Annotated in this window: 18 protein-coding genes and 1 pseudogene; 9 read left to right on the top strand and 10 right to left on the bottom strand. The window is 62.0% G+C overall.

Going from position 1 to position 24926, the window contains the following annotated elements; translation table 11 throughout:
* Positions 1-128 precede the first annotated feature (128 nt).
* The 6 genes from cmoB to CRN80_RS02250 form a co-directional block, all read right to left on the bottom strand.
* Positions 129-1085, bottom strand: a complete 957-nt coding sequence (gene cmoB / locus CRN80_RS02275; RefSeq protein ID WP_098949477.1) for a tRNA 5-methoxyuridine(34)/uridine 5-oxyacetic acid(34) synthase CmoB — start codon at positions 1083-1085, stop codon at positions 129-131.
* Entirely contained in the window at positions 1082-1825 is a 744-nt protein-coding gene (cmoA, locus tag CRN80_RS02270; protein ID WP_014717080.1) for a carboxy-S-adenosyl-L-methionine synthase CmoA, read from the bottom strand. The genes cmoB and cmoA overlap by 4 nt, the downstream gene beginning before the upstream one ends.
* A 36-nt stretch (positions 1826-1861) precedes the next feature.
* Positions 1862-2518, bottom strand: coding sequence for a lysoplasmalogenase (locus CRN80_RS02265; RefSeq protein WP_032893400.1), 657 nt, complete (start codon positions 2516-2518; stop codon positions 1862-1864).
* A 1-nt stretch (position 2519) separates the two neighbouring features.
* Positions 2520-2909 carry a protease inhibitor I42 family protein gene (locus CRN80_RS02260; protein WP_003188871.1) on the bottom strand — a complete coding sequence of 130 codons (390 nt, stop codon included), beginning with the start codon at positions 2907-2909 and terminating at the stop codon, positions 2520-2522.
* A 185-nt stretch (positions 2910-3094) separates the two neighbouring features.
* Positions 3095-5515: an endopeptidase La gene (lon, locus tag CRN80_RS02255; RefSeq protein ID WP_047712670.1), complete on the bottom strand. Its 2421-nt coding sequence runs from the start codon at positions 5513-5515 to the stop codon at positions 3095-3097.
* Positions 5516-5660: 145 nt separating this feature from the next.
* Positions 5661-6650 carry a GntR family transcriptional regulator gene (locus CRN80_RS02250; protein WP_032893397.1) on the bottom strand — a complete coding sequence of 330 codons (990 nt, stop codon included), beginning with the start codon at positions 6648-6650 and terminating at the stop codon, positions 5661-5663.
* Between the two features lie 347 nt (positions 6651-6997).
* Here CRN80_RS02250 and CRN80_RS02245 point away from each other — a divergent pair, with 347 nt between their 5' ends.
* The 9 genes and pseudogenes from CRN80_RS02245 to CRN80_RS02205 all read left to right on the top strand — a co-directional run bounded on the left by CRN80_RS02245 (position 6998) and on the right by CRN80_RS02205 (position 17410).
* Positions 6998-8329 carry an amidase gene (locus CRN80_RS02245; RefSeq protein ID WP_032893395.1) on the top strand — a complete coding sequence of 444 codons (1332 nt, stop codon included), beginning with the start codon at positions 6998-7000 and terminating at the stop codon, positions 8327-8329.
* Positions 8330-8340: 11 nt separating this feature from the next.
* Positions 8341-9219 carry a polysaccharide deacetylase gene (locus CRN80_RS02240; RefSeq protein ID WP_032893393.1) on the top strand — a complete coding sequence of 293 codons (879 nt, stop codon included), beginning with the start codon at positions 8341-8343 and terminating at the stop codon, positions 9217-9219.
* A 142-nt stretch (positions 9220-9361) separates the two neighbouring features.
* Positions 9362-10702 carry an MFS transporter gene (locus tag CRN80_RS02235; RefSeq protein ID WP_032893391.1) on the top strand — a complete coding sequence of 447 codons (1341 nt, stop codon included), beginning with the start codon at positions 9362-9364 and terminating at the stop codon, positions 10700-10702.
* Positions 10703-10712: 10 nt separating this feature from the next.
* Positions 10713-11474 carry an SDR family NAD(P)-dependent oxidoreductase gene (locus CRN80_RS02230; protein WP_032893390.1) on the top strand — a complete coding sequence of 254 codons (762 nt, stop codon included), beginning with the start codon at positions 10713-10715 and terminating at the stop codon, positions 11472-11474.
* Positions 11475-11543: 69 nt separating this feature from the next.
* Positions 11544-12293: an SDR family NAD(P)-dependent oxidoreductase gene (locus CRN80_RS02225; RefSeq protein ID WP_032893388.1), complete on the top strand. Its 750-nt coding sequence runs from the start codon at positions 11544-11546 to the stop codon at positions 12291-12293.
* A 13-nt stretch (positions 12294-12306) separates the two neighbouring features.
* Positions 12307-12609: a hypothetical protein gene (locus CRN80_RS02220; RefSeq protein WP_056789941.1), complete on the top strand. Its 303-nt coding sequence runs from the start codon at positions 12307-12309 to the stop codon at positions 12607-12609.
* 110 nt (positions 12610-12719) lie between these two features.
* Complete coding sequence (locus CRN80_RS02215; RefSeq protein ID WP_032893385.1) at positions 12720-13694, top strand: GTP-binding protein; 975 nt, start codon at positions 12720-12722, stop codon at positions 13692-13694.
* Positions 13691-14866, top strand: coding sequence for a PotD/PotF family extracellular solute-binding protein (locus CRN80_RS02210; protein WP_032893382.1), 1176 nt, complete (start codon positions 13691-13693; stop codon positions 14864-14866). The genes CRN80_RS02215 and CRN80_RS02210 overlap by 4 nt, the downstream gene beginning before the upstream one ends.
* Before the next feature lie 207 nt (positions 14867-15073).
* Positions 15074-17410, top strand: a pseudogene (locus CRN80_RS02205) (putative bifunctional diguanylate cyclase/phosphodiesterase).
* Here the strand turns inward: CRN80_RS02205 and CRN80_RS02200 are convergent.
* From CRN80_RS02200 to CRN80_RS02185, 4 genes are all read right to left on the bottom strand, one after another.
* The gene (locus CRN80_RS02200; protein ID WP_098949476.1) at positions 17407-18813 is read right to left on the bottom strand and encodes a pyridoxal-dependent decarboxylase; all 1407 of its coding nucleotides are present in this window, start codon (positions 18811-18813) and stop codon (positions 17407-17409) included. The pseudogene CRN80_RS02205 and the gene CRN80_RS02200 overlap by 4 nt on opposite strands.
* A 34-nt stretch (positions 18814-18847) precedes the next feature.
* Entirely contained in the window at positions 18848-19693 is an 846-nt protein-coding gene (locus CRN80_RS02195; RefSeq protein WP_098949475.1) for a 2OG-Fe(II) oxygenase, read from the bottom strand.
* A gap of 170 nt (positions 19694-19863) precedes the next feature.
* Positions 19864-22281 (bottom strand): glucose/quinate/shikimate family membrane-bound PQQ-dependent dehydrogenase, encoded by a 2418-nt coding sequence (locus CRN80_RS02190; RefSeq protein ID WP_098949474.1) that lies wholly within the window; start codon positions 22279-22281, stop codon positions 19864-19866.
* Positions 22282-22747: 466 nt separating this feature from the next.
* Positions 22748-24766, bottom strand: coding sequence for a TonB-dependent receptor (locus tag CRN80_RS02185; protein WP_098949473.1), 2019 nt, complete (start codon positions 24764-24766; stop codon positions 22748-22750).
* Between the last annotated feature and the right edge of the window lie 160 nt (positions 24767-24926).

Raw genomic sequence — 24926 nt, 5'->3', positions numbered from 1 at the left:
ACCCATGTGGGAGCGGGCTTGCTCGCGAATGCGGTGTTTCAGTCACATTATCTTTGACTGACACACCGCATTCGCGAGTAAGCCCGCTCCCACAGTTTGATCTCCCTTTATTCAAGAAGATCGGCGGGTTATTTGCGAGCGATGATCACTGCCCGCATCGGCGCCGGCAGCCCTTCGATGGTCTTGCTGTGATCTTCGGGGTCGAGAAAGTCACTGAGCGACTGGTACTTCATCCACTCTGTTCCACGCTGTTCCTCAACCGTGGTCACGCTCACATCCACGCACCGCACATCACTGAAACCGGCACGGCGCAGCCACCGCATCAACGCCGGCACCGACGGCAGGAACCACACGTTGCGCATCTGCGCGTAACGGTCTTCCGGCACCAGTACTTGTTGCTGATCGCCTTCCACCACCAATGTTTCCAACACCAGCTCGCCGCCCTTGACCAGGGTGTCCTTCAACGCCAGCAAATGCTCGATGGGCGAGCGGCGGTGGTAGAACACGCCCATGGAAAATACCGTGTCAAAGCCTTCCAGGTTCGCCGGCAAGTCTTCGAACGGGAACGGCAAGTGCCAGGCCTTGGGCTCGGACAGGTAACGCTGCACCGCCTGGAACTGGCAGAAGAACAGCCAGTTGGGGTCCACGCCAATCACGCTGTCGGCCCCGGCGCCGAGCATGCGCCACATGTAGTAGCCGTTGCCGCAGCCCACATCGAGGATGCGCTTGCCTTTGAGGTTCAGGTGCGGCGCCACCCGCGACCACTTCCAGTCCGAACGCCACTCGGTGTCCACATGCACACCGAACAGATGGAACGGGCCTTTGCGCCACGGGCTTAGGCCCATCAAGGCGGTGTGCATTTGCTCACGGGTGGCGTCGTCGCAATCGGTATCCAGCACCAGGCCTTTGAGCAAATCTACGCTGTTGGGCTGGATCTTCGGCAGTGCATCCAACGCACTCTGCCAGCGCTCCAGGTCGCCATGACCCTTTTCCATCTTGCTATCGAGCTGCGCTTGCAGGCCCTGGGCCCACACGGCCAGGGGAGTGCCGACCAGGTGGCGGGCGAGGGGGGACAAATCAATCATGGCAAGGCAATCAACGAGGCAAAGTTAAGACACTGGAACCACGGCACGACTTTCGAGAACCCGGCCGCCAGCAGGCGTTCGCGGTGTTCTTCGAGGCTGTCGGGCTTCATGACGTTTTCGATGGCGCTGCGCTTCTGGGCGATTTCCAGTTCGCTGTAGCCGTTGGCGCGCTTGAAGGCGATATGCAGGTCGGTCAGCAGTGCGTGTTCTTCAACATCGTTAAAGCGCAGCTTTTCCGACAGGATCAACGCCCCGCCCGGCAGCAGCGCCTGGCGAATGCGCCCCAGCAACGCCAGGCGCTCCTGGGGGGCGATAAATTGCAGGGTAAAGTTCAGCGCCACCACCGAGGCAGGCTTGAATTGTAAGGCAAGGATATCGCCCTCGATCACCTCCACGGGCAGCAACTCCTGGAACATCGAGTCTTGGCCATTGAGGTATTCGCGGCAGCGCTCGACCATCGCGGCCGAGTTATCCACAGCGATTACCCGGCAGCCCTCGGTGCGTACATGGCGACGCAGGGCTTGGGTCACGGCGCCCAGGGAAGAACCCAGGTCATACAGCACGCTACCCGGCTGGGCAAATTGCGCGGCCAGCACGCCGAGGTTTTCGACGATGGTGGGGTAACCCGGCACCGAGCGCTTGATCATGTCCGGGAACACCCGCACCACATCCTCGTTAAAGGCGAAGTCCGGCACCTGGGGCAGGGGCTGGGCGAATAGGCGATCGGGTTCTTTGCTCACGGCTGTTCCGGCGACGATGGGGGAAAGGCCGGCATTTTAGCCAAGTTGCTCCTCGGATGCGCGGGTTGTCTGATGGAAAGCAGAGGCGGTGATGCCCCACTGCCCGAGCCAGTAGGTGGCGATCAGTAAATACGGCGCCGCCTCGAACGCCAGCACGAACCGGTTGATGCCGATCAGCGCATCGGATACCACAAACGACACCGCACCCGCCGCCGCCAGCCACGCCGAACGTTTGGGCACCTGGCTGCCCAGTCGCGCCAACGCACGCCAGAGCATGGCGCTGATCACCAGCGCGTAAACCACCACCGGTATCAGCAATTCACCGAGGCCGTGGGCGATCAGGATGCTCAGCAAGATTGCGCCCACGCCGAGGGCCAGCACCAGCGGCAGCAGCGCCAAGCGCCGACAGTCACTGAAATAGGCTTTGAGATAGGCCAGATGCGCGAACAGAAACGCGCCCAGGCCAAAGATAAACAAGTCGCCCGGCCAGGCGAGCAACACGTCGCCCACCAGGGAGAAAATCAACCCCAGGCTGATCCAGCGTCGATACTCGGTGGGCGGCGCGTCATGCAGCCAACCCAGCAGCGCCAGCACCGGCAGTGGCTTGACCAGCAGGCACAGCAGCGTCGCATGGGTCGCCAAGCCATAGACAAAGGTGCCGGCGCCCATCAAGGCAAGGATCAGCCATGGCATATCAGTTCACCGTAATGGCGCAGTCAAACGTTTCGACAGGTTCGGCCTCCGGCTCCCAAGGTTGCTGGGACGTCAGGCGCAAACGCCCTTGCCCTGGGGCAAACGCCTGGAAGCGCCAGGTGGACTGGCCGCCACCGCCGATCACGCCGGACTCGGTGCTGCTGTAGACCTCGGGGCTCAAGGCGCGCAACACGCCGCCCGCGGAGTCCTGGATGGCCCAGCGGTAACCGGTGGTGGGGTTGCTGGGCAGGGTGAGGATCAGGTTTTGCCCGTTTTCAAGCTGGAGCGGGCAGGCGCTCTGGTTGTCCACGCTGACGTTTTGCTTGGGGGCACTGGCGCATCCGGCCAGCAGGGCAAGGCTCAAGGGGAGAAACAGGCGGGCAGCGGTCATGAAGGCTCCGTTAATACACGACGAAGGGGGAGCATAACCGAAGATGAGACAAGGTGTGGCAAGGCGGGGTTTTGCGTTGATCCGGCTGGCCTCTTCGCGAGCAAGCCCGCTCCCACATTTGGAATGCGACCAAATGTGGGAGCGGGCTTGCTCGCGAAAGGGCCAGCTCAGGCACTACATAACCGTCAGAAGAGCACCTTCGCCACATCCGCAAACCGCTTGGCAAAATGCACCGTCATGCCTTCCTTCAGGTAATCCGGCAACTCTTCAAAGCTGCCACGGTTGGGCTCCGGCAAGATCAATTCGTGAATCTTCTGGCGCCGCGCCGCGATCACCTTTTCGCGTACCCCGCCAATCGGCAGTACATGCCCGGTCAACGTCAGTTCGCCAGTCATCGCCACGCCTTTTTTCGGCGGTTGGTTGCGGGCCAGAGACAGCAACGCACTGGCCATGGTCACGCCGGCACTCGGGCCGTCTTTGGGGGTGGCGCCTTCTGGTACGTGCAGGTGCACGAAGGCTTCATCGAAGAACTTCGCATCGCCGCCAAACGACTTCAGGTTGGAACTGATGTAGCTGTAGGCGATTTCGGCGGACTCTTTCATCACTTCACCCAACTGCCCGGTGAGCTTGAAGCCACGGTTGAGCGTATGGATGCGCGTCGCTTCAATCGGCAAGGTGGCGCCGCCCATGCTGGTCCAGGCCAGGCCGGTAATCACGCCGGTGCCAGACAGTACTTGCTCATTGCGGAACACGGGCGTGCCCAGGGAGCTTTCCAAGTCTTTGTTGCCGATCTTGATCACCGAGTCCGGCTCATCCAGCAGCTTGACCACCGCCTTGCGCACCAGCTTGCCCAGTTGCTTCTCCAACTGACGCACGCCGGCCTCTCGCGCATAACCGTCGATCAAGGCGCGCAAGGCACCGTCGCTGATGGTCAGGCTGTTTTTGGCCACGCCGGCTTTTTCCAATTGCTTGGGCCACAGGTGACGTTTGGCGATGGCGACTTTTTCTTCGGTGATATAGCCCGACAGGCGAATCACTTCCATGCGGTCCAGCAACGGGCCCGGGATCGAGTCCAGGGTGTTGGCGGTGCACACGAACAGCACTTTGGACAGGTCCAGGCGCAGGTCCAGGTAATGGTCGAGGAATTCGACGTTCTGCTCCGGGTCCAGGGTTTCGAGCAGCGCCGACGCCGGGTCGCCCTGGAAGCTCTGGCCCATCTTGTCGATCTCGTCGAGCATGATCACCGGGTTCATCACTTCCACGTCTTTCAACGCCTGCACCAGCTTGCCGGGCAGGGCGCCGATGTAGGTACGGCGGTGGCCCTTGATCTCGGCCTCGTCGCGCATGCCGCCGACGCTGAAGCGATAGAACGGCCGCCCCAGGGATTCGGCGATGGACTTGCCCACACTGGTCTTGCCCACGCCCGGCGGGCCTACCAGCAATACGATGGAACCGGCGACTTCGCCCTTGTAGGCGCCCACGGCGAGGAATTCGAGGATGCGGCTTTTGATGTCATCCAGGCCCGCATGGTGCTTGTCGAGTACCTTGCGCGCGTGCTTGAGGTCGAGTTTGTCTGCGCCGTACACGCCCCACGGCACCGAGGTGGCCCAGTCCAGGTAGTTGCGCGTGACGGCATATTCCGGCGAACCGGTTTCCAGGATCGACAGTTTGTTCAGCTCTTCATCGATGCGCTTCTGTGCCTGGGCCGGCAACACCTTGCCTTGCAGGCGTTGTTCGAACTGTTCGACGTCGGCGCTGCGATCGTCCTTGGTCAGGCCCAGCTCCTGCTGGATGACCTTGAGTTGTTCCTTGAGGAAGAACTCACGCTGGTGCTCGCCGATCTTTCGGTTCACTTCGGCGGAGAGTTCTTTTTGCAGGCGCGCGACTTCCACCTCTTTGCGCAGCATGGGCAGCACTTTTTCCATGCGCTTGAGCATGGGCACGCAGTCCAGCACTTCCTGCAGCTCATTACCGGTGGCCGAGGTGAGGGCGGCGGCGAAGTCGGTGAGCGGCGACGGGTCGTTGGGGCTGAAGCGGTTGAGGTAGTTCTTCAACTCTTCGCTGTACAGCGGGTTGAGGGGCAGCAGTTCCTTGATCGCATTGATCAGCGCCATCCCGTAGGCCTTGACCTCATCGGTCGGCTCGCTGGGCTGGTGCGGGTATTCGACTTCCACCAGGTACGGTGGGCGGTGGTGCTTGAGCCAGGTCTTGATGCGCACGCGGGTCAGGCCCTGGGCCACGAACTGCAGCTTGCCGTTCTCGCGGCTGGCGTGGTGCACCTTCACCAGGGTGCCGTACAGCGGCAGGGCGGAGGTGTCGAAGTGCCGTGGGTCTTCGGGCGGCGTGTCCATGAAAAACAGCGCAAGGGAATGGTGGTCGGATTTGCTCACCAACTCCAGGGTTTCGGCCCAGGGCTCTTCATTGACGATCACCGGCAACACTTGGGCCGGGAAAAACGGCCGGTTGTGGATCGGGATGATGTAGACCTTGTCTGGCAGGTTTTGCCCAGGCAGCGCCAGGCCAGTATTGGACGAGGGGGTTTCAGCGTTTTCGGGGTCGGCGTAATCGTTGAGGTCGTAATCTGGAAATTCTTGCTGGTCGCTCATGGGGCACCTGCATCAGTAAGTATGCAGGTTAGATGGGGCGGGGTTGCGGTGGTTTCAATGGCGGGGCGTCGTTAGCAACAATTTGCATGAAATAACGGGAGAGGTGCGGCCAAGGTGGGGGAGGGAGCAAGCCTCACTCACCTTCTCAGCTGATTTTGTGCAGGTAGGCAGGCAGCGGTTGTTCGGGGAGTACCGAGAGCACTTTCAGGCGCTGCAACATGCGCTGGCTGGCCCGCTGCAAATGCTCGCGCAGGTTCAGCGCCGCAGCATCAAATGCCCCATGCAGCAACAGCTCAAGTATCAGCCGATGTTCGGCCAACATGGCAGGATCGGCGCCGATCCCCAGTAAACGGTAGAAGATTCGACTGATGATCATCGGGCTCTGGCCCTGGCGGATCAGTGCGGCGATCTTGCGGTTTTGCAGGCCGGCCAGGCAGCGCTGGTGCAAGTCTTCTTCAATTTGTTCGATGGCTTCCAGTCTGCAATGGGGGCTGGCCTGGGCGTCGAGTACGCGCTGCAACATTGCCTGGAGCAGGTCGCGGTCAAGGTCAGGCGCGCTCTGGCGCAGGGCTTCGGGCTCCAGGCAGGCACGCAGCTCGTAGTCTTCGGTGACTTCGCGGGCGGTCAAGGGCCCGGCCAGCCATTGGGAGTACGGCTCCTTTTCTACCAGGCCGCGGTCGCGCAGGCGCATCAGCGCTTCGCGCACTACGGCGCGGCTGACGCCGTAGTGGTCAGCCGCGGCTTGCTCGTCCAGGCGGTAATGGCCGAACGCGATGCAGGTGGACAGCGCCGCGCCGATCTCCTCGACAATTCGCTCGCCCAATGGCCGGGTGTCCACCAGCTCATCATCGTGGTTGAGGCCCAGGTGCCCATGACTCAAGGGCAGGCGCAGAGGCTCCATGTTTAGGCCGTCAGGATTGATCAGGTAACCGCGGCCATTGAAGCGGCAAATCAGCCCTTCGGCATGCAACAGGTCCAGCGCCTTGCGCACCGGCACACGGCTGGTGCCGAACAGTTCAGCCAGCGGCGCTTCAAGCAATACCAACCCGTGACGGGCGGTGCCGTTGACGATCGCGTCGCGCAAAATCTGGTGAATCATCGCGTAACGGGAGGCCGAGGCGGACACTGTTTTCATCTGTTTCTCTAAGTAAAAAGCTCTGGGCTTGCAGGACGCTGGCCGGGGATTCTCTCATAGATGGGCTGTCACTCTGCGCCACGTCGGCGGCACATTTTTGGGGCTGTGCAGGACAGGATGTTACTTTTCTGCACCAAAATGTATTTTATAATAAAAGATACATTATTTCATTCGGGACGCATGTCCATCCCTTCGTCAATTTTTTTCACCTTATCAAAAGGTATCTAGCCCGTACCTCAGCAGATAAAACCTGAAGCGTGGGGACCACGCCTCGATGAGACTGGCACGAAAGCTGCCTTTATAAAATGTACATTTTATTAATTTGTACGTTTTAGAGGGTCATCTTGATGTCAGATGCCACTTCCATGGCCGAAGCCTTCGCCAGTGGTCGCAGTGATCCGGTGCAGGTGCTTGAGCAAGCCCTTCTTCATGCAAGCATGGCCCCCAGCGTTTTCATCTCTCTGACGGCTGAGCGTGCTCGGCGTGAGGCTCAAGCATCCGCCGCACGCTGGCGCGCCGGGCAGCCTTTGAGCCAGTTCGACGGCGTGCCTCTGGCTTGGAAAGATTTGTTCGACATGGCCGGCAGTGTCACCACGGCCGGTGCTGCCTACCGTCGCCATGCGCCGGCTGCCGTGCAAGATGCGCCCTGTGTTGAACGGTTGTGTCGCGCCGGTATGGTCAGCCTGGGCAAGACCAACCTCAGCGAACTGGCCTACTCCGGTCTGGGCCTGAACCCGCATTTCGGAACACCCCATAACCCGAGCAGCAGCGATCAGCCACGCATTCCCGGCGGTTCGTCCTCGGGGTCGGCGGTCGCCGTGGCGGCGGGCATTGTGCCGATTGCCATGGGCACCGACACCGCGGGCTCGATCCGTATCCCTGCGGCACTCAATGGCGTGGTGGGGTATCGCAGCAGTTGCCAGCGCTACAGTCGCGAGGGCGTTTTTCCTCTGGCGCACAGCCTCGACAGCCTCGGGCCGCTGACGCGCAGTGTGCGTGATGCCTTGGCCCTCGACGACGTGCTCCATGGCCGAAGCCAGCGCCATGTCGCCACTAGCCTCAAGGGCCTGCGCCTGGTCTTGGAGCAAGGCGCGCTGGAAGGTATCGAGCCGGCCGTGCGCGATAACCTGCTGCACGCCGCCGACCAGCTGAGGGCGTCTGGTGCGTTGATCGAGGTGCGCCCATCCGCCACGTTCCAGGCCACCCTGGCGCTGATCAAAGAGCACGGCTGGCTCGGTTCATTCGAAGCGTTTGCCCTGCACGAAGCCTTGCTGAAAAGCACCGACGCCGAGCAACTCGACCCCCGTGTGCGCCGCCGCCTCGAAGCCGCACGCGCGCTGCCGGCCAGTCAACGCCTGCACGTGATCGACGCGCGTCGGCGGCTGCAACAGCAATTGCTCGATGACCTCGACGGTGCCCTGTTGATAACACCGACCGTCGCCCACGTCGCCCCGCCTTTGGCAGCGTTGGAGGCCGACGACGAGCTGTTCGTCACCACCAACCTCGCCACCCTGCGCCTGACCATGCCGGGCAGTTTGCTCGACATGCCAGGCGTCAGCTTGCCCAGCGGCCGCGACGCCCTGGGCTTGCCCACCGGGTTGCTGCTCAGCGCCCCGACTGGCGAAGACGCACGCCTGTTAGGCGCGGCGTTGGCCGTTGAATCCGTACTGACTCGTTAAGGAGACACACCATGGCTAAAGATATTCTCTGTGCATTTGGCGTTGACGTGGACGCCGTCGCCGGTTGGCTCGGTTCCTATGGCGGCGAAGATTCGCCCGACGACATCTCCCGTGGCCTGTTCGCCGGTGAAGTCGGCGCGCCGCGCCTGCTCAAATTGTTTGAACGCTACGGCTTGCGCACCACCTGGTTTATCCCGGGCCACTCGATGGAAACCTTTCCCGAGCAGATGAAGGCTGTGGCCGACGCTGGCCACGAAATCGGTGTGCATGGCTACAGCCACGAAAACCCCATCGCCATGACCGCCGAGCAAGAAGAGATCGTGCTCGACAAATCCATCGACCTGATCACCCAGGTCACCGGCAAACGTCCCACCGGCTACGTTGCGCCATGGTGGGAATTCAGCAAGGTCACCAACGAGCTGCTGCTGAAAAAAGGCATCAAGTACGACCACAGCTTGATGCACAACGACTTCCACCCCTACTACGTGCGCAAGGGGGATAGCTGGACCAAGATCGACTACAGCCAGCACCCCGACACCTGGATGAAGCCTTTGGTGCGCGGCGAAGAAACCGACCTGGTGGAGATCCCGGCGAACTGGTACCTGGACGACCTGCCGCCAATGATGTTCATCAAGAAAGCCCCCAACAGCCACGGCTTCGTCAACCCGCGCCATCTGGAAGAAATGTGGCGTGACCAGTTCGACTGGGTCTACCGCGAACACGAACATGCCGTGTTCACCATGACCATCCACCCCGACGTGTCTGGCCGCCCGCAAGTGCTGTTGATGCTGGAGCGCTTGATCGAACACATCCAGAGCCATGCCGGCGTGCGCTTCGTCACCTTCAACGAAATCGCCGACGATTTTATTCGCCGCCAACCGCGTACCTGACGTCCACCCGGTAGGCGCGAGCTTGCTCGCGAAGGTCGTCAACGATAACGCAGGCCACCTGGTTTTACGCAGTGCCTGTGCGTTCTTCGCGAGCAAGCACGCTCTTACAGAAGGGCAACCCCTATCCCTTGAGGCGCGATTCATGTCTATCTACAACAAGCTTGACCTGACTGGCTGGAAACCCCGGCAACTGACATCCAAGGAAGTGCGCTTTGCCACCTGGATCGCGTTTTTTGCCTGGGTGTTTGCGGTGTATGACTTCATTCTGTTCGGCACCTTGCTGCCGGAAATTGGCCGGCACTTCGGTTGGGGTGAAGTCGAGCAAGCTGAGATTGCGACCTGGGTGGCAGTGGGCACGGCGGTGGTGGCCTTTGCCATTGGCCCCGTGGTCGATAAATTGGGGCGGCGCACCGGCATTATCTTCACCGTGGCCGGCTCCGCGTTGTGCTCGGCACTCACCGCCATTGGCGGCGCGTGGGGCAAGTCGCCGCTGATTCTGATCCGTTCGTTGGGCGGCCTGGGTTATGCCGAGGAAACCGTCAACGCCACCTACTTGAGCGAACTGTATGGCGCCTCAGAGGATCCGCGGCTGACCAAGCGGCGCGGGTTTATCTACAGCCTGGTGCAGGGCGGCTGGCCGGTCGGTGCATTGATCGCCGCAGGTTTGACCGCGCTGTTGCTGCCGATTGTCGGCTGGCAGGGCTGCTTTATCTTCGCCGCCGTCCCGGCCATTGTGATCGCGATCATGGCGCGCAAGCTCAAGGAGAGCCCGCAGTTCCAGATCCACCAGCGCATCAGTCAACTGCGCAAAAGCGGTGCGGTAAAAGAAGCACAGAACGTCGCTGAAACTTACGGCGTGGACTACGACGAGCACAGCAAAGCCGGCCTCAAAGCCGCGTTCCGTGGCCCGGCGCGCCGTGCCACCCTGGTGATCGGTGCCGCGCTGCTGCTCAACTGGGCGGCCATCCAGGTGTTCAGCGTGTTGGGAACGTCGGTCATTGTCAGCGTGCACCACATCTCGTTTGAGAATTCGCTGATCATCCTGGTGCTGTCGAACCTGGTGGGTTACTGCGGCTACCTCAGCCACGGCTGGATGGGCGACAAGATCGGCCGCCGCAATGTGATCGGCCTTGGCTGGATGCTCGGCGGCCTGGCGTTCGCCGGCATGCTGTTTGGGCCCAGCAATATGCCGATGGTGGTCGGGCTGTATAGCCTGGGCCTGTTCTTTTTGATCGGACCGTACTCGGCGGCGCTGTTTTTTATCAGCGAAAGTTTTCCCACCAGCATCCGCGCCACCGGCGGCGCGATCATCCATGCCATGGGCCCGATTGGTGCAGTGATCGCAGGCTTTGGTGCCACCCAAGTATTGGCCGCCGGCAGTGACTGGCAGACCGCCGCGCTGTGGTTCGGTGCGTTGCCGTGCTTCCTGTCCGGAGCCCTGATGTTCGCCGCGCGCCACGTACGCCCGGAAACTGTCCAGTAAGGAGTGTTCGATGAAACGCAAAGTTGCCTTGATTACCGGTGCCGCCAGCGGCATCGGCCAAGCCCTCGCCGTGGCATATGCGCGCAATGGCGTGGCGGTGGTGGGCGGGTATTACCCGGCTGACCCCCATGACCCGCAGGACACCGTGTCGCAGGTGCAAGCGGCGGGCGGCGAGTGCGTGATGCTGCCCTTGGACGTGGGCAATAGCGCCTCGGTTGACGCCCTGGCCGAGCAGGCCGTGCAGCATTTCGGACGCCTGGATTACGCGGTGGCCAACGCCGGGTTGTTGCGCCGCGCGCCGTTGCTGGAGATGACCGACGCGCTGTGGGACGAGATGCTCAATGTCGACTTGACCGGGGTAATGCGCACCTTCCGCGCCGCGACTCGGCACATGAACGAAGGCGGTGCGCTGGTGGCGATATCGTCGATTGCCGGTGGGGTGTATGGCTGGCAGGAACACAGCCATTACGCGGCGGCCAAGGCCGGCGTGCCGGGGCTGTGTCGTTCATTGGCGGTGGAGTTGGCGCCCTTGGGGATTCGCTGCAATGCGGTGATTCCCGGCTTGATCGAGACGCCGCAGTCGTTGGATGCGCAGAACTCGTTGGGGCCTGAGGGCCTGGCGAAAGCGGCGCGGGCGATCCCGCTGGGGCGAGTCGGGCGGGCGGATGAGGTGGCGTCGCTGGTGCAGTTCTTGACCAGTGATGCGTCGAGCTACCTGACGGGCCAAAGCATTGTGATCGACGGTGGCCTGACCGTGCGCTGGCCGGACTGACGTGCTCAACCTAAATGTGGGAGGGGGCAAGCCCCTCCCACAGGGAACCGTGTTTTTTCAGGAGTTTTTATGAGTCAACTCACTCACCGCCGCGCCGTCATCACCGGCGCCGGCAGCGGCATCGGTGCCGCCATCGCCCGCGCCTACGCCACTGAAGGCGCACGCCTGCTGCTGGCCGACCGTAATGCCGCGAGTCTGGCTGAAACCGCGATCACCTGCCGCAACCTGGGGGCCGAGGTGGTCGAATGCCTGGCCGACGTCGGCAGCGTCGAAGGCGCCCAGGCCAGTGTCGACCGCTGCGTCGAACACTTTGGCGGCATCGACATCCTGGTCAACAACGCCGGCATGCTCACCCAGGCGCGTTGTGTCGACCTGAGCATTGAGATGTGGAACGACATGCTGCGCGTCGATCTCACCAGCGTCTTTATCGCCAGCCAGCGCGCCTTGCCGCATATGCTTGCGCAGCGCTGGGGGCGGATCATTAACGTTGCCTCGCAACTGGGTATCAAGGGCGGCGCCGAGCTGACCCATTATGCTGCAGCCAAGGCCGGGGTGATCGGCTTTACCAAATCCCTGGCATTGGAAGTGGCCAAGGACAATGTGCTGGTCAACGCCATCGCCCCCGGGCCCATCGAAACGCCGTTGGTGGGCGGCATCAGCGACACCTGGAAACGCGCCAAGGCCGCCGAGCTGCCGCTGGGCCGCTTCGGCCTGGCGGATGAAGTCGCGCCGGTGGCGGTACTGCTGGCCAGCGAGCCCGGCGGCAACCTGTTCGTGGGCCAGACCCTGGGGCCGAATTCCGGCGACGTCATGCCATGAGCGGGGTGTAGCCATGTGTGGACTCTGCGGGCTGTTGGGTGAAGACCTGCATTGGAGCGACCCTTTGGGCGACGCCTTGCCGCGACGGCGTGAGCGCCTGCGCCGCATTGCGGCGATCAACCAGGTGCTGGCGGTGTTCCGGCTCAAGGTCGAAGACTTTCAAGGTGCCTCTTACCTGCTAATCGGTGCCACCGGTAAACAGGCACTGGCGAGCGGTTTAGACCCACTCTGGCAAGCAGCTGAAAGCATGCTGGGGCGGCCCTTGGATCCCCTCGATCCCACCCTGCTCGACCATTTGGAACACAACCCATTGTAGGCGCGAGCGTGCTCGCGAAAAACGTTAACGATAACGCGCTGCCTGGATGAACGCGGCGCTCTCAGGTTTTTCGCGAGCAAGCTCGCTCCTACAGTGAGTGGAGGTAGAAAATGAGCATCGCCCTGAATGTAATCACCGGCTTCCTCGGCAGTGGCAAAACCACTTTGCTTACCCGCCTGCTGCAAGGCGAGAGCCTCGGTGACACCGCTTTGCTGATCAATGAATTCGGCGACGTCGGGATCGATCATCTGCTGGTGGAAGAGGTCGCGCCCGACACCGTGCTGCTGCCCAGCGGCTGCGTGTGCTGCTCGATTCGCGGTGAGTTGAAAGATGCGCTGCTTGGCCTGCTGCAGCGTCGCGAGCGCGGGGAGATTCCGGCGTTCAAACGGGTGATCCTGGAAACCACCGGCCTGGCCGACCCGGCGCCGATCCTTGCAACTTTGAACAACGACATGCAGTTGCGCGGGCGCTTTCATATCGGCCTGGTCATCACGCTGGTCGATGCCAGCCATGCCGCTCTGCAAGAGCGCCTGCACCCGGAGTGGTTGGCGCAAGTGGCGGCAGCGGATCGTTTGCTGCTGAGCAAGACCGACCTGGTCGACGACTGCGAGCCCCTGCGCACGCACCTGCGGGCCCTCAACGCCGGTACTCCGATCCTCGATACCCAGGCTGTCCACAGCGGTGAGCAACTGCTGCTGGGGGAAGGCTTGCGCAGCGCCGAGCCGGCCCTGGAAGTCAGCCGCTGGCAACTGCATCAAACCACCACGGCCTGCCACGGCGCCGCGCAGGTGTGCTGTTTGACCTTCGATCAGCCGCTGGACTGGGTCGGTTTCGGGGTGTGGCTGTCGATGCTGCTAAGATGCCACGGCGAACGAATCCTTCGTGTCAAAGGGCTGCTCAACGTGAACGCCAGTAACGCTCCCATCGTCATTCATGGTGTGCAGCACTGCCTGCATACCCCGACCCATTTGCCCGCGTGGCCGGGAAGCGACCGGCAATCGCGGTTGGTGTTTATTTTGCGCGGCCTTGACCCGGCATTGTTGCGCCGCTCCTTTGAGGTGTTCTCCCGGCGGTTCGCGGCATGATCACCTTACGCGTCCTCGGCACTTCCGTGACCCTGCTCGAAACGTTGCGTAGACGCGCCGAGCAGGAGTTGGGCATTCGCCTGGTGTACCAAGTGCATGACGTCGAGCAGGCCCAGCGCATTGCAGTGATGCAGCCCGATAGCTACGACCTGTATGACCAATGGTTCCATAACGTGGACTTTGTGTGGCCGGCGCGGGCGATTCAGCCCATCGACACGCGGCGTATCGCCCTGTGGCACGAGATCAATGACCTGCCCAAGCGCGGCCGCCTCTCGGCCGATGACCGCCTGGGCGGCGGCAGTGTGCCCAGTGAGCGGCTGTTCGTGCAGCACGATGGCAGCCTGGGCAGCACCGTCACTGAGCGCATCAGTATGTTGCCGTTGACCCACAACGCCGACAGCTTCGCCTACCGCCCTGAACGTTTGCCCGATGGTTTCTGTCATGGCAATGAAAGCTGGGGCTGGTTGCTCGACCCGGCCTGGGGCGCCCGCACTGCGCTGCAAAGCGACGCCGCCATCGGCGCCCTGGATGCAGCGTTGGCAGTGCAGGGCGCCGGCCTCGCCACGTTCAAGGACATCGGCAACATGAGCATCGAAGAGATCGACGTGCTGGCCGACATTCTGGTGCGCAAGCAGAAACAAGGGCACTTCGCCGCGTTCTGGTCGGATGATGAAGAGGCCGCGCAATTGATGCTCAGCCCGAGCATCGATATCCAGAGCCTTTGGTCGCCGACCTTGATGCGTCTGCACCGCGCGGGGGTGAAATACCGCTTGGCCGTGCCTCGCGAGGGCTACCGCGCCTGGTTCGGCGGCCTGTCCCTGTCACGGCATGCCAAGGGGCCGGTGCTGGATGCGGCCTACGCATATTTGAATTGGTGGCTGTCCGGCTGGCCTGGCGCGGTGATGGCCCGCCAGGGTTACTACATCGGCAACCCGGCGCGTACGCGAGACCACTTGAGCAGTGCCGAATGGGATTACTGGTACGCGGGCAAACCCGCGCGCGAAGAGTTGCTGGGCAGCGATGGCTTGCCGTTGATTGATATTGGAGAGGTGCGCGATGGAGGCTCTTATGAGCAACGCATGGGGCATATTGCGGTGTGGAACTCGGTGATGGATGAACACAACTATCTGGTGAGGCGTTGGGGGGATTTCATGCGGGCACGAGGTAACTAGTCGGCTTGGTGAAAATCGAGTCAATAATGTGACGCTAAACCCCCTCTATTTATTGGGTTTACTTATCCCCAGTCCCAGCTAACCTGCTTTAATAAAATCCCCCATAAAAAAGGATGTTTTTTTGACGCCGGTTAGCAGTCGGCAGGGACGCGTATGACATCAGGAAAGCACGGCCAAGAGCGACGAGCACGGCCCGAGGGTACGGCCATGCACTGGCGCCACACGTTTCAGACCCGTATTGCCGGGGTGCTGGCGCTGTTGTTGCTGGTGGTCGTGGCCGCCACCTATTTTGCTGTGAAGGCCGCCACCACCCGCGCGGTGGAGAATCAGGCCGACGTATAGCTGAACACGGGGCGGCAGGTGTTCGAGCGCCTGCTGGACCTGCGCGGGCGGCGCTTGCAGTACGGGTTGGACTGGCTCACCGCCGATGGGCCGTTCAAGCAGGCGGTGGCCGGTGGCCGCACGGTGCCTATCCTGGAGGCGCTGGGTACCCATGGTACCGGGGTCAGTTCCAGCGAAGTGGTGGTGCTGGGCCTGGATGACAAGGTCATGGTCAGTACCCTGCTGGTGCAGACGCGCGGCCAGTTGTTCCCGTATGCCGATGCTTTGCGCAAGGCGCGGCGCAGCGGCCAGCAAATGTTGATCGTCGCCATGGCCGGGCGCCCCTATTTGCTGGTGCAAAAGGATGTGCTCGGGCCTGTGCCTATCGCCCGCGTGGTCATGGGCTTTCCCATGGATACGCAATTTGCCCATGAACTGCGTTCCATGAGCAACCTGGAGGTGTCGTTTCTCAGCGTGCAGGACGGCCATCTGGGGCAACTGTTCAGCACCCACCCTGGCAATTGGCGCCCAAGCATTATCAGCCTCTTGCATGGCACGCAGGTCGATCCCGAGGCGAAGATCCAGCTGTTCCATGGCCAGCGTGTGCTCAGCCAGGTGTTGCCCTTGGCCAATAGCGGCGAGGGCGATGAAGTGCGCGTATTGCTGCAAAGCCCGCTGGACCATGCGCTGGAATCCTTCGCGCCGCTGGACCGGCAGTTCATGGGGATTGCCCTGGGGGTGCTGCTGGTGTCCCTGGCGGTGGCGTTATTCCTGGCGCGGCGCGTGTCACGCCCGCTCAATGCGCTGGTGCAAGCCGCTGAACGGATCGGGGCCGGTGACTACCGCACCCCGGTGCGGGTGCGTAGCCACGACGAGTTCGGCCTGCTGGCGCGTGCGTTCAATGCCATGCAAAGCGGCATCGCCCTGCGCGAACGGCAACTGGCCCATAATGCCTTGCATGACCCGCTCACCGGCCTGCCCAACCGCGCCCTGGCCATGGAGCGCCTGGGCAGTGCGATCAGCGCACGGCGGCCGGTGGTATTGCTGTACGTAGGCATTGAAAACTACCGGCTCATCAACGAAGGGTTTGGCCCTGAAGGTGTCGAGCACATGTTGTGCGAGGCCAGCCGCTGCTTGTCCAGCAGCCTGCTGGCCAGCGACACCGCGGCGCGCATCGCCGGCAGTGAGTTTCTGTTATTGCTGGAAAACACCGAGATCGACTCTGCCGTAGCCCGCGCCGACCAACTGCATGGGGCGTTGACCGAACCCCTGCGCATCGGCAATGACGAAGTGCGCCATGAGGTGAGCATCGGCATCGCCGCGTACCCTGCTGACGGGCAGCAGGTGGAAGAATTGATCAACCGCGCGGCCATCGCCCGGCACGACGCGGCTAACCTGCCGGGGCATTTGCAGATCTACCAACCGGACCGCGACCTCGCCTACCAACGCCAGATCAGCCTGATTCGCGACCTGCGCCGCGCCGTGATCGAAGGCGAGTTGTTCCTGTGCTACCAGCCCAAGCTTGACCTGCGGCACGGAAATGTTAGCCAGGCCGAAGCCTTGCTGCGCTGGCAACACCCGACGCTGGGGCAAGTATCCCCAGCAGAGTTCATTCCCCTGGCCGAACGCACCGGCAGCATGGGCGCGCTAACGCTGTGGGTGATCGAGGAAGCCATCCGCCAGATTGCCGAATGGGCGCAGCGCGGGCTGGTTATCCAGCTGTCGGTGAATATCTCGGTGAACGACTTGGCGGATGACGACTTGGCCATTCGCGTCACTGCGCTATTGGCCCAATACCACGTGGGCGCCGAGCATTTGATTTTTGAAATCACCGAGAGCGCTATCATGCACAACCCGCAGCAGGCCCTCAGCGTGCTGGAGCAGTTGCGCAACTGCGGGATCAGCCTGTCGGTGGATGATTTCGGCACCGGTTACTCCTCCCTCGCACAGCTGCAGCGCCTGCCGGTGCAAGAACTGAAGATCGACCAGTCCTTTATACGCAACCTCGACAGCACCAGCGGCGACGGCGTGATCGTGCGTTCCACCATCGAGATGAGCCATAGCCTGGGGCTCAAGGTGGTGGCCGAGGGCGTGGAGTTCGAACACAGCCTCACCTTGCTCAAACGCTGGAACTGCGACACCGCCCAAGGCTACCTGATCAGCCGGCCGCTCAATGCCATGGCGTTCGAGCGGTGGATGCGGCGTGAGCGGGTGCCTACTTAGACCAGTGTTTGCAGTCGCGCCCACAACCTTTGGACATGCTGGCGTTCGGTGCCCAGCGCGCCGATGGACACCCGCACCATCCAGCGCTCATCGAGGAGGGCGGGGGTGACGTAGGCATCGCCTGACTGATTGAGTTTTTCTGCCCAGGCTCGGGTGTGAGTATCCAGCGCCTGGCCTTCCAACCCCGGCGGTTCGTGGCGAATGCACAGGGTTTGCAAGGCGGGCGTGGCCACCAGTGTCCAGTGTTCAGTGGCTTCGATCTGCTCTGCCAGCCAGCGCGCATTGGCCAGGTCTCGCCGCAGCCGCGCTTGCAGGCCGCTGACGCCTTGCTCGCGTATCAGGAACCACAGCTTCAAGGCGCGAAAGCGGCTGCCCAGGGAGATCCGCCAGTCACGGTAGTTTCGCACTTGGCCGTCTGCGCTGGACTGCAGGTAGCTCGGGTTGGTGGTCATGATGCGAATCAAATGCTCGGGGTCACGTACAAAATACACCGAGCAATCGAAGGCCGCGCCCAGCCATTTATGCGGGTTGAGCACCAGCGAGTCGGCCTTTTCGATGCCATCCCACAGGGCCCGGCATTCCGGCAGGATCATTGCCGCGCCAGCCATGGCCGAGTCCACGTGCAGCCACAGGCCATGGCGTTGGGTGAGCTCGCCAATCGCATCCAGAGGGTCGATCGCCATGGCCGCCGTGGTGCCGGTGGTGGCAATCACCACGCAGGGCGTGTTGCCGGCGGCCAGGTCCTGTTCGATGGCGTGCGCCAGTGCCTGGGGCGACATTGCATTGTGTGCATCGGTGGCGATGGTGCGGATATGGTTCTGGCCGAACCCGGCCAGGATCGCCGCCTTGTTGACCGAGCTGTGGGCATGGGCTGAGGTGTAGACGATCAGGGGCGCGCCGCTGTTTTGCAGGCCGTTGTGCATCAGCGCGTAATCGGAGCTGCGTTCCCGGGCGCTGATAAGCGCCACCAGCGTGGAGGTGGACGCCGAGTCCTGAATCACACCGCTCCATGTGTTGCCCAGGCCGAGCATGTCGCGCAGCCAGTCGGTGGTGACTTCCTCGATTTCGGTGAGGGCCGGGCTGGATTGCCAGGACAACCCAATCACGCCCAGGCCGGTGCTCAGGCAATCGCCGAGCACTGAGGACAGTTCCACATTGGAAGGGAAGAACCCGAAGAAACTGGGATGCTGCCAATGCAGCAAGCCGGGCATGATCAGTTTTTCGACGTCGCCCATGATCTGTTCGAAGGGTTCGGCGGTGTCAGGCGGGCTGGCCGGCAGGGCAGCTTTGATCTCGCCAGGCTGGGTGGTGGGCTGCACGCCGCGTTGTTCGATGTTCTGTCGGTAGTCTGCAATCAGGTCGATCATGGCATAGCCATGTTGGCGGAATTCTTCGGGGGTCATAGATAAACGTCCATGTGCACGAGCGATAAAAGTATTAGCACCAGAAGTAAAACGGTTCACCGGGTGTATAGCCGATAAACGACTGCATGCTCACGCGTTTTCCCGAATCGAACCCGCAGATGGCGTGGGGGCGGCGGGTATTGATCAGCACCAGTTCGTTCTGGCGCGGGCGGATGCGCAGCGGTTTTTGTAAACACTGTTCGGGCAGTTGGGCACCCTCGAAGCGCTGGACCTCGTCATAGCTAAAGGCTTGGGTATCCCAGATGATCAATTCGCCTCCCGAAGGCGGCGTTTCAAGATAGATATTGGCGCTGAATTGCTGCTGCAACTCCACGATTGAACGGGGCAGACAATCCACATGGGGCACCGTTTCCGAGAGGTGCGCCGTCTCCGGGAACATGACGCGGATGATCCCGCAAAACATCGGTTGGCCCTGGAACGCAGCGGCTGTTGCACCTTGCGGCCAGAGCGCCTGGAACTGTTCCATCAGCTGTTGAATGGGCGGTTTTTGCGGTGCACAGAGGCTGTCGATAAGGCCACGCATACGGGCCGCGTCAGCATAATATTTCTCTTGGGCATCACTGCCGGCGGCCTTGCCGTACGTGGAGTTGAACGGGGTGCCCCAGCGATGCACACCATAGAAGTGCTGAACCACGCGCCCCTCTTCGTAGGTTTCATGGCCGTAGTGTTCCAGGGTGGCGGTGTCGTCGATGGCCTGAATCAACCGTGCGCTGGTGGTTGCGTTGGCAAATTCAGGTACGCGAATGGCAAGCACTTCGCCACTGATGAGTTTTTTCAGACTGGCAGTAGTGAGGTGTTCAAGTTCCAGGATTTTTGTGGGGGTGGAAAGAATCGGTTTTGTAGCGACATGGTCCGTCATGCAGTGAAGCTCCCTTTAAAGTGTTATCCGTACGCCTTTTTGTATTACGCAGGGCGTGCGCTCTAAATTAGTTTTAAAGGGCAGAGGGGAAACCGCCGGGGCATTTTCGACAGGCAAAAAAAAGCGGCTGCCCATCTGGGCAGCCGCCTTTGTGTTACCGCCAGTGCTACTTAATCCGGCAGTTTGAACGCCATTACATAATCACCCTGCTTGGTGCCCAGGGAACCGTGACCGCCCGCCATGACCAGCACGTATTGCTTGCCGTCCTTGCCGGTGTAGGTCATCGGGGTGGTTTGCGCGCCTGCAGGCAGGCGGCCTTCCCACAGTTGCTTGCCGTTTTTCACGTCATAGGCACGCAGGTACTGGTCCAGGGTGCCGCTGAGGAACGCAACGCCACCGGCGGTGGTGAACGTACCGCCCAGGCTAGGCACGCCCATGGTCAGCGGGATTGGAACCGGCGAGCTGTCACGCACGGTGCCGTTCTTGTGCATCCAGATGGTCTGGTGGGTGGTCAGGTCGAGCGCGGCCACGTAGCCCCAGGCTGGTGCCTGGCACGGCAGGCCCATCGGCGACAGCAACGCCTCAAGGATCACACCATACGGCGCGCCTTTGTTCGGTTGCACGCCTTCGGTTTCGCTGACGCGTGGGCCTTGCTTGGCGATGTCGGCCGCCGGGATCAGCTTGGATTTGAACGCCATGTAGCTTGGGTTCACGAAGGCGATCTGGCGCACTGGGTCAACCGAGATGCCGCCCCAGTCGAACACGCCGAAGTTGCCTGGGTACACGATCGAACCTTGCAGGGACGGCGGCGTGAACGGGCCGTCGTAGCGCATGGATTTGAAGTCGATCCGGCACAGCATCTGGTCGAACGGTGTCACGCCCCACATGTCGCGTTCTTTCAACGGCGGCGGCATGAAGTTCAGGTCGGACTTGGGTTGGGTAGGGGAGGTGCGGTCGCCCGCCACTGCGCCCTGTGGCACCGGAATCTCATTGACCGGCACCACGGGTTGGCCAGTGGCGCGGTCGAGCACGTAGATGCTGCCTTGCTTGGTCGACGCCATCACGGCCTGCTTCACGCCCGCAGCGGTCTTGATGTCGATCAGCGAAGGCTGGCCGCCCACGTCCATGTCCCACAGGTCGTGGTGGGTGAACTGGAAGGTCCACTTCACGTGGCCGGTGTCGATGTCCAGGGCGGTCAGGCCCGCGGCGTACTTCTCGGAGTCATCGGTACGGTCGCCGCCGTACTGGTCGGGCATCTGGTTGCCCATCGGCAGGTAGAGCATGCCGAGTTTTTCATCCACGGCGAACATGGACCACATGTTCGGCGAGTTGCGGGTGTAAGTCTTGCCTTCGGCCAACGGGGTGGTGTCGTCCGGGTTGCCGCTGTCCCAGTTCCACACCAGCTTGCCGGTGTGCACGTCGAACGCACGGATCACGCCGCTTGGCTCGTCGATGGAAACGTTGTCGGTGACGTGACCGCCGATCACGACCAGGTTCTTGGTCACGGCCGGTGGCGAGGTGGAGTAGTAACCGCCTGGGGCGAAGCTGCCGATGTTGGCACGCAGGTCGACCTGGCCTTTGTCACCGAAGTCTTCGCACATCTTGCCGGTGTCGGCGTTCAGGGCGATCAGACGGGTGTCGGCGGTCGGCACGAAGATGCGTTTCGGGCAGGCATTCGGTGCGGCGGCCGGGCTGGCTGTGCCAGTCGGGCTTTGCTCGGAAGCGTAGGCAGCGTCATCGTGGTACGACACGCCACGGCAGGTCATGTGCGCCCAACCTTTGAAGCTCTCAGCACCCTGGGTGGTGATCTTCGGGTCGAAACGCCAGATTTCCTTGCCGGTGTCCGGGTCCAGGGCAATCACTTGGCTGTGCGGTGTGCACACATACAGCATGCCGTTGACTTTCAGCGGGGTGTTTTCCGCGGTGGTTTCACCGGGGTCGCCCGGGCCAGGGATGTCGCCAGTGCGATAGGTCCACGCCGGCACCAGCTTGTGGGCGTTTTCCGGGGTGATCTGTGCCAGCGGCGAGTAACGGTCACCGAAGGCCGAACGGCCATAGGAGTTCCAGTCGCCATCGGCTTGAGTCGGCGCAGCACTGGCCATGCCCGGTACCGCGTCGCGGTCCAGTTGGCCGGTCTTGACCATTTCACCTGGGTTGGTGAATTGGCTGGCCAGGGCAGTAGCGCCCGCCAGCACCACGGCCACGCTCAGCGCGCCAGTGCCCAGCGGCGCGGCTTGGCCACGCAGCAACGGACGGCGAAACCACGGCAGCAGCATGACGATGCCCAGGGCGAACAGCAGGGCCAGGCGCGGTACCAACTGCCACCAGTCCAGGCCGACTTCCCACAGTGCCCACACGGTGCTAGCGAACAACACCAGTGCGTACAAGCCCAGCGCAGCGCGGCGGGTGGCCAGCAGCAACACGCCGGTCAGGGTGATGCCGATACCGGCGAGCAGGTAGTACAGCGACCCGCCGAGCATGCTCAGCTTGACGCCGCCAGCCAGCAAGGCCAGCCCCATGATCAGCAGCAAGACGCCTAGCAGCCTGGGCAGCAGGCGGCTTGGGCTTGAAGCACCATCAGTGCTCATAGTGTGTTTCTCCGTGACGTTGGAATAATTATGTAACCCCGTGCTTCACTGTAGATGACGATTCGGCACGGGCTTGGTTCATCGTTATTTTCGGGTTTTTCTGTGGATAACCGGGTTATCCACAGGCGGGCAACAGATTCCCCAGCGCAGGTCGGTTTAAGACAGCGCTGTCTTTGCGTGCAGGGAAATTCAGCAAATGGGATCGACCCGGAGGTGAAGCGTTTCAGATTGTTGCGAAGGATAATGCGGCGGGGCGTTTTGAGAAAGGGTGAATCGCAAGATGCATCATTTCAGTTTTGGTAACAGTGACAGATAGTCGCTGCAAAAATAGGGGTTGGGCACGCCCCCCTGTAGGAGCGAGCTTGCTCGCGAAAAACACCCAGGCGCCGCGTTTATTCGGGAAGTGCGCGTCATCGTTGACGTTTTTCGCGAGCAAGCTCGCTCCTACAGGGGAGCTGAGTGACGGTCAGAAAGTGGTGCGGATGCCGAACTGCACACTGCGCCCCGGCGCCGGCGCGATATCGCGCAGGATCGAGCTGGCATAGCGCACGGTCTGGTTGGTCAGGTTTTCACCGTTGACGAAGGCCAGCCACTGGCTGCCGCCCACATTGAAGCGATACCCCGCGCTGGCGCCAAGAGTGGTGTAGCCGTCGGTGCCGCTTTCGTTATCCGGCACACGCCCTTGGCCTGCCGCATGTTCCACGTCGATACGCGCCTGCCAGCGGTCCAGTTCCCACAGCAGGCCGCTGCTCATGCGCAGGGGGGCAATGCGTGGCAAGGCTTCGCCGGTGTCCAGGTTGGTGGCACGGGTGTAATCGCCCGACAGTTCCAGCGCAAACTTGCCGTAGGCGCCTTCGCCGAGCTTCCAGTGATCCTGGGCTTCGAAGCCGGCGAAACGTGCGCGCACGCCAGAATATTCATACTCGGGAATACCACCCGCGTCCTCTTCGCCTTCATCGTTCAGGGTGCGACCCGTGCCCAACAAACCGATGTAATTGGAGAAGCGGCTGTAGAACACGCCAAAGCTGCCCTTGTGGGTGCCATTGTCAAAGCGCAGGGCCAGGTCGCTGGACACGGCTTTTTCTTTCTTCAGGTTGGCATCGCCCAACTCATAGGTACCGGTAGCGACGTGGGCGCCGTTGGCGTACAGCTCGTAGAAGGTCGGCGCACGTTCGGTGTAGCCCAGGGTGGCGGCCAGGGACCAGATCGGCGTGAGGGTGTACACCGCGCCGGATGACAGGCTGCCGGCGGTGAAGTTACTGCTCTTGTCGGCATTGGCAAAGCGCTCGTTGCCTTTGGCGTTCGGGTCGACGCTGGTGTGTTCCAGGCGTGCGCCGAGGCTGAGTTTGAGGCGCTCGGTGGCTTGCATTTCTTCGAGGATAAACAGCGCGCCGGCGTTGGTGTCGGTCTGCGGTACGAAGGCTTCTTCGCCCAGGGCCGAGAACTCGTTGCGCGTCACTTGGGCGCCGACCACGCCATCGAACGGGCCAATGGGCTGGTGACGCGCTTCCACCCGCGCTTCATAGCCTTTGTTCTTGAAGGTGGTGCCGGTTTCGCCGCCTTCGATTTCGCGGTGTTCGTAGTCGGTGTAACCGGCGTCGAGTTTCACCGAGGTAAACGGCCCTTGCAGGTTGCGGATCTCGGACGCAAAGGCGTAGTGGTCCTGTTTCATGCGGATGCGCACATCCTGCTCTGCCGGCGAGCCGTAGTTACTGTCGTAATTGCTGTAGGACAGCCCGGCATAACCATCGTCCCAGGTGTAGGAGCCGCCCACCGCACCGCCGTCCTGGCGCCCATTGCTGTTGCCCAGGCGCCCGTTTTTGCCGGGGCCGTTCTCGCTCTCCGGGGCATGCCGGCTGCGCGCATAACCTGGGATTTTCAGGTCGTTGAACTCGCGCGCATTGGCGTCCAGATGCAAGGCGAAGGTGCCGTTGCCGGCTTCCAGCTTGCCTGCGCTGCTGCGAGTGGTGTCGGCGCCGCCGTAGCGCAACTCGCCCGCGCCATGGATGCCCTCGATGGCTTCGGTGGGGATGCGGTTGTCGAAGGTATTGACCACCCCGCCGATGGCGCTGCCGCCATACAGCAGGGCGGCCGGGCCGCGCACGATTTCAATGCGGTCAACGTTGACCGGGTCCAGCGGCACCGCGTGGTCATAGGACAGCGACGAGGCGTCCAGCGCGCCCACACCGTTGCGCAGGATGCGAATACGGTCGCCGTCCTGGCCACGAATGATCGGGCGGCTGGCCCCCGGGCCAAAGTACGAAGACGACACGCCCGGCTGCTTGTTCAGGGTTTCACCGAGGCTGCCTTTTTGTTGCAGGGTCAGGTCATCGCCTTCCAGCACGGTGGTGGGCGAGGCCAGCTGTTCGCTGCCCAGCGGGTTGCCGGTGACCACTTGGGGTGGCAGTTCCAGGGCATGGGCCTGGGAGCCGATCAACAGGGCGGCGGCGAGGGGCGACAAGCACCAGAGAGAAGGCAGCGACATCGGATATTCCTAGGCAAAAAGGTTGTTAAGTAAAGTTACAATATAACATCTCTTTTTTGCGAAAAAGGGGAACTTTTCTTCACTGGCTATATTCAATGCGATGCTTCCACCTGCAGGCCTCGTCGGCTAAGGTGCGCGGCTGTGTTTCCTCTTTTTGCAA

This window comes from Pseudomonas sp. FDAARGOS_380 (genome assembly GCF_002591235.1).
In the GTDB taxonomy this organism is placed as follows: domain Bacteria; phylum Pseudomonadota; class Gammaproteobacteria; order Pseudomonadales; family Pseudomonadaceae; genus Aquipseudomonas; species Aquipseudomonas salmasensis.
This window is presented reverse-complemented; position numbering and strand designations above follow the sequence as displayed.

Bases quoted from the DNA above. Each gene is read 5' to 3' on its own strand.
- cmoB (WP_098949477.1), bottom strand. From the start codon at position 1,085: ATGATTGATTTGTCCCCCCTCGCCCGCCACCTGGTCGGCACTCCCCTG.
- CRN80_RS02265 (WP_032893400.1), bottom strand. From the start codon at position 2,518: ATGCCATGGCTGATCCTTGCCTTGATGGGCGCCGGCACCTTTGTCTAT.
- CRN80_RS02260 (WP_003188871.1), bottom strand. From the start codon at position 2,909: ATGACCGCTGCCCGCCTGTTTCTCCCCTTGAGCCTTGCCCTGCTGGCC.
- lon (WP_047712670.1), bottom strand. From the start codon at position 5,515: ATGAGCGACCAGCAAGAATTTCCAGATTACGACCTCAACGATTACGCC.
- CRN80_RS02250 (WP_032893397.1), bottom strand. From the start codon at position 6,650: ATGAAAACAGTGTCCGCCTCGGCCTCCCGTTACGCGATGATTCACCAG.
- CRN80_RS02245 (WP_032893395.1), top strand. From the start codon at position 6,998: ATGTCAGATGCCACTTCCATGGCCGAAGCCTTCGCCAGTGGTCGCAGT.
- CRN80_RS02240 (WP_032893393.1), top strand. From the start codon at position 8,341: ATGGCTAAAGATATTCTCTGTGCATTTGGCGTTGACGTGGACGCCGTC.
- CRN80_RS02235 (WP_032893391.1), top strand. From the start codon at position 9,362: ATGTCTATCTACAACAAGCTTGACCTGACTGGCTGGAAACCCCGGCAA.
- CRN80_RS02230 (WP_032893390.1), top strand. From the start codon at position 10,713: ATGAAACGCAAAGTTGCCTTGATTACCGGTGCCGCCAGCGGCATCGGC.
- CRN80_RS02225 (WP_032893388.1), top strand. From the start codon at position 11,544: ATGAGTCAACTCACTCACCGCCGCGCCGTCATCACCGGCGCCGGCAGC.
- CRN80_RS02220 (WP_056789941.1), top strand. From the start codon at position 12,307: ATGTGTGGACTCTGCGGGCTGTTGGGTGAAGACCTGCATTGGAGCGAC.
- CRN80_RS02215 (WP_032893385.1), top strand. From the start codon at position 12,720: ATGAGCATCGCCCTGAATGTAATCACCGGCTTCCTCGGCAGTGGCAAA.
- CRN80_RS02210 (WP_032893382.1), top strand. From the start codon at position 13,691: ATGATCACCTTACGCGTCCTCGGCACTTCCGTGACCCTGCTCGAAACG.
- CRN80_RS02200 (WP_098949476.1), bottom strand. From the start codon at position 18,813: ATGACCCCCGAAGAATTCCGCCAACATGGCTATGCCATGATCGACCTG.
- CRN80_RS02195 (WP_098949475.1), bottom strand. From the start codon at position 19,693: ATGACGGACCATGTCGCTACAAAACCGATTCTTTCCACCCCCACAAAA.
- CRN80_RS02190 (WP_098949474.1), bottom strand. From the start codon at position 22,281: ATGAGCACTGATGGTGCTTCAAGCCCAAGCCGCCTGCTGCCCAGGCTG.
- CRN80_RS02185 (WP_098949473.1), bottom strand. From the start codon at position 24,766: ATGTCGCTGCCTTCTCTCTGGTGCTTGTCGCCCCTCGCCGCCGCCCTG.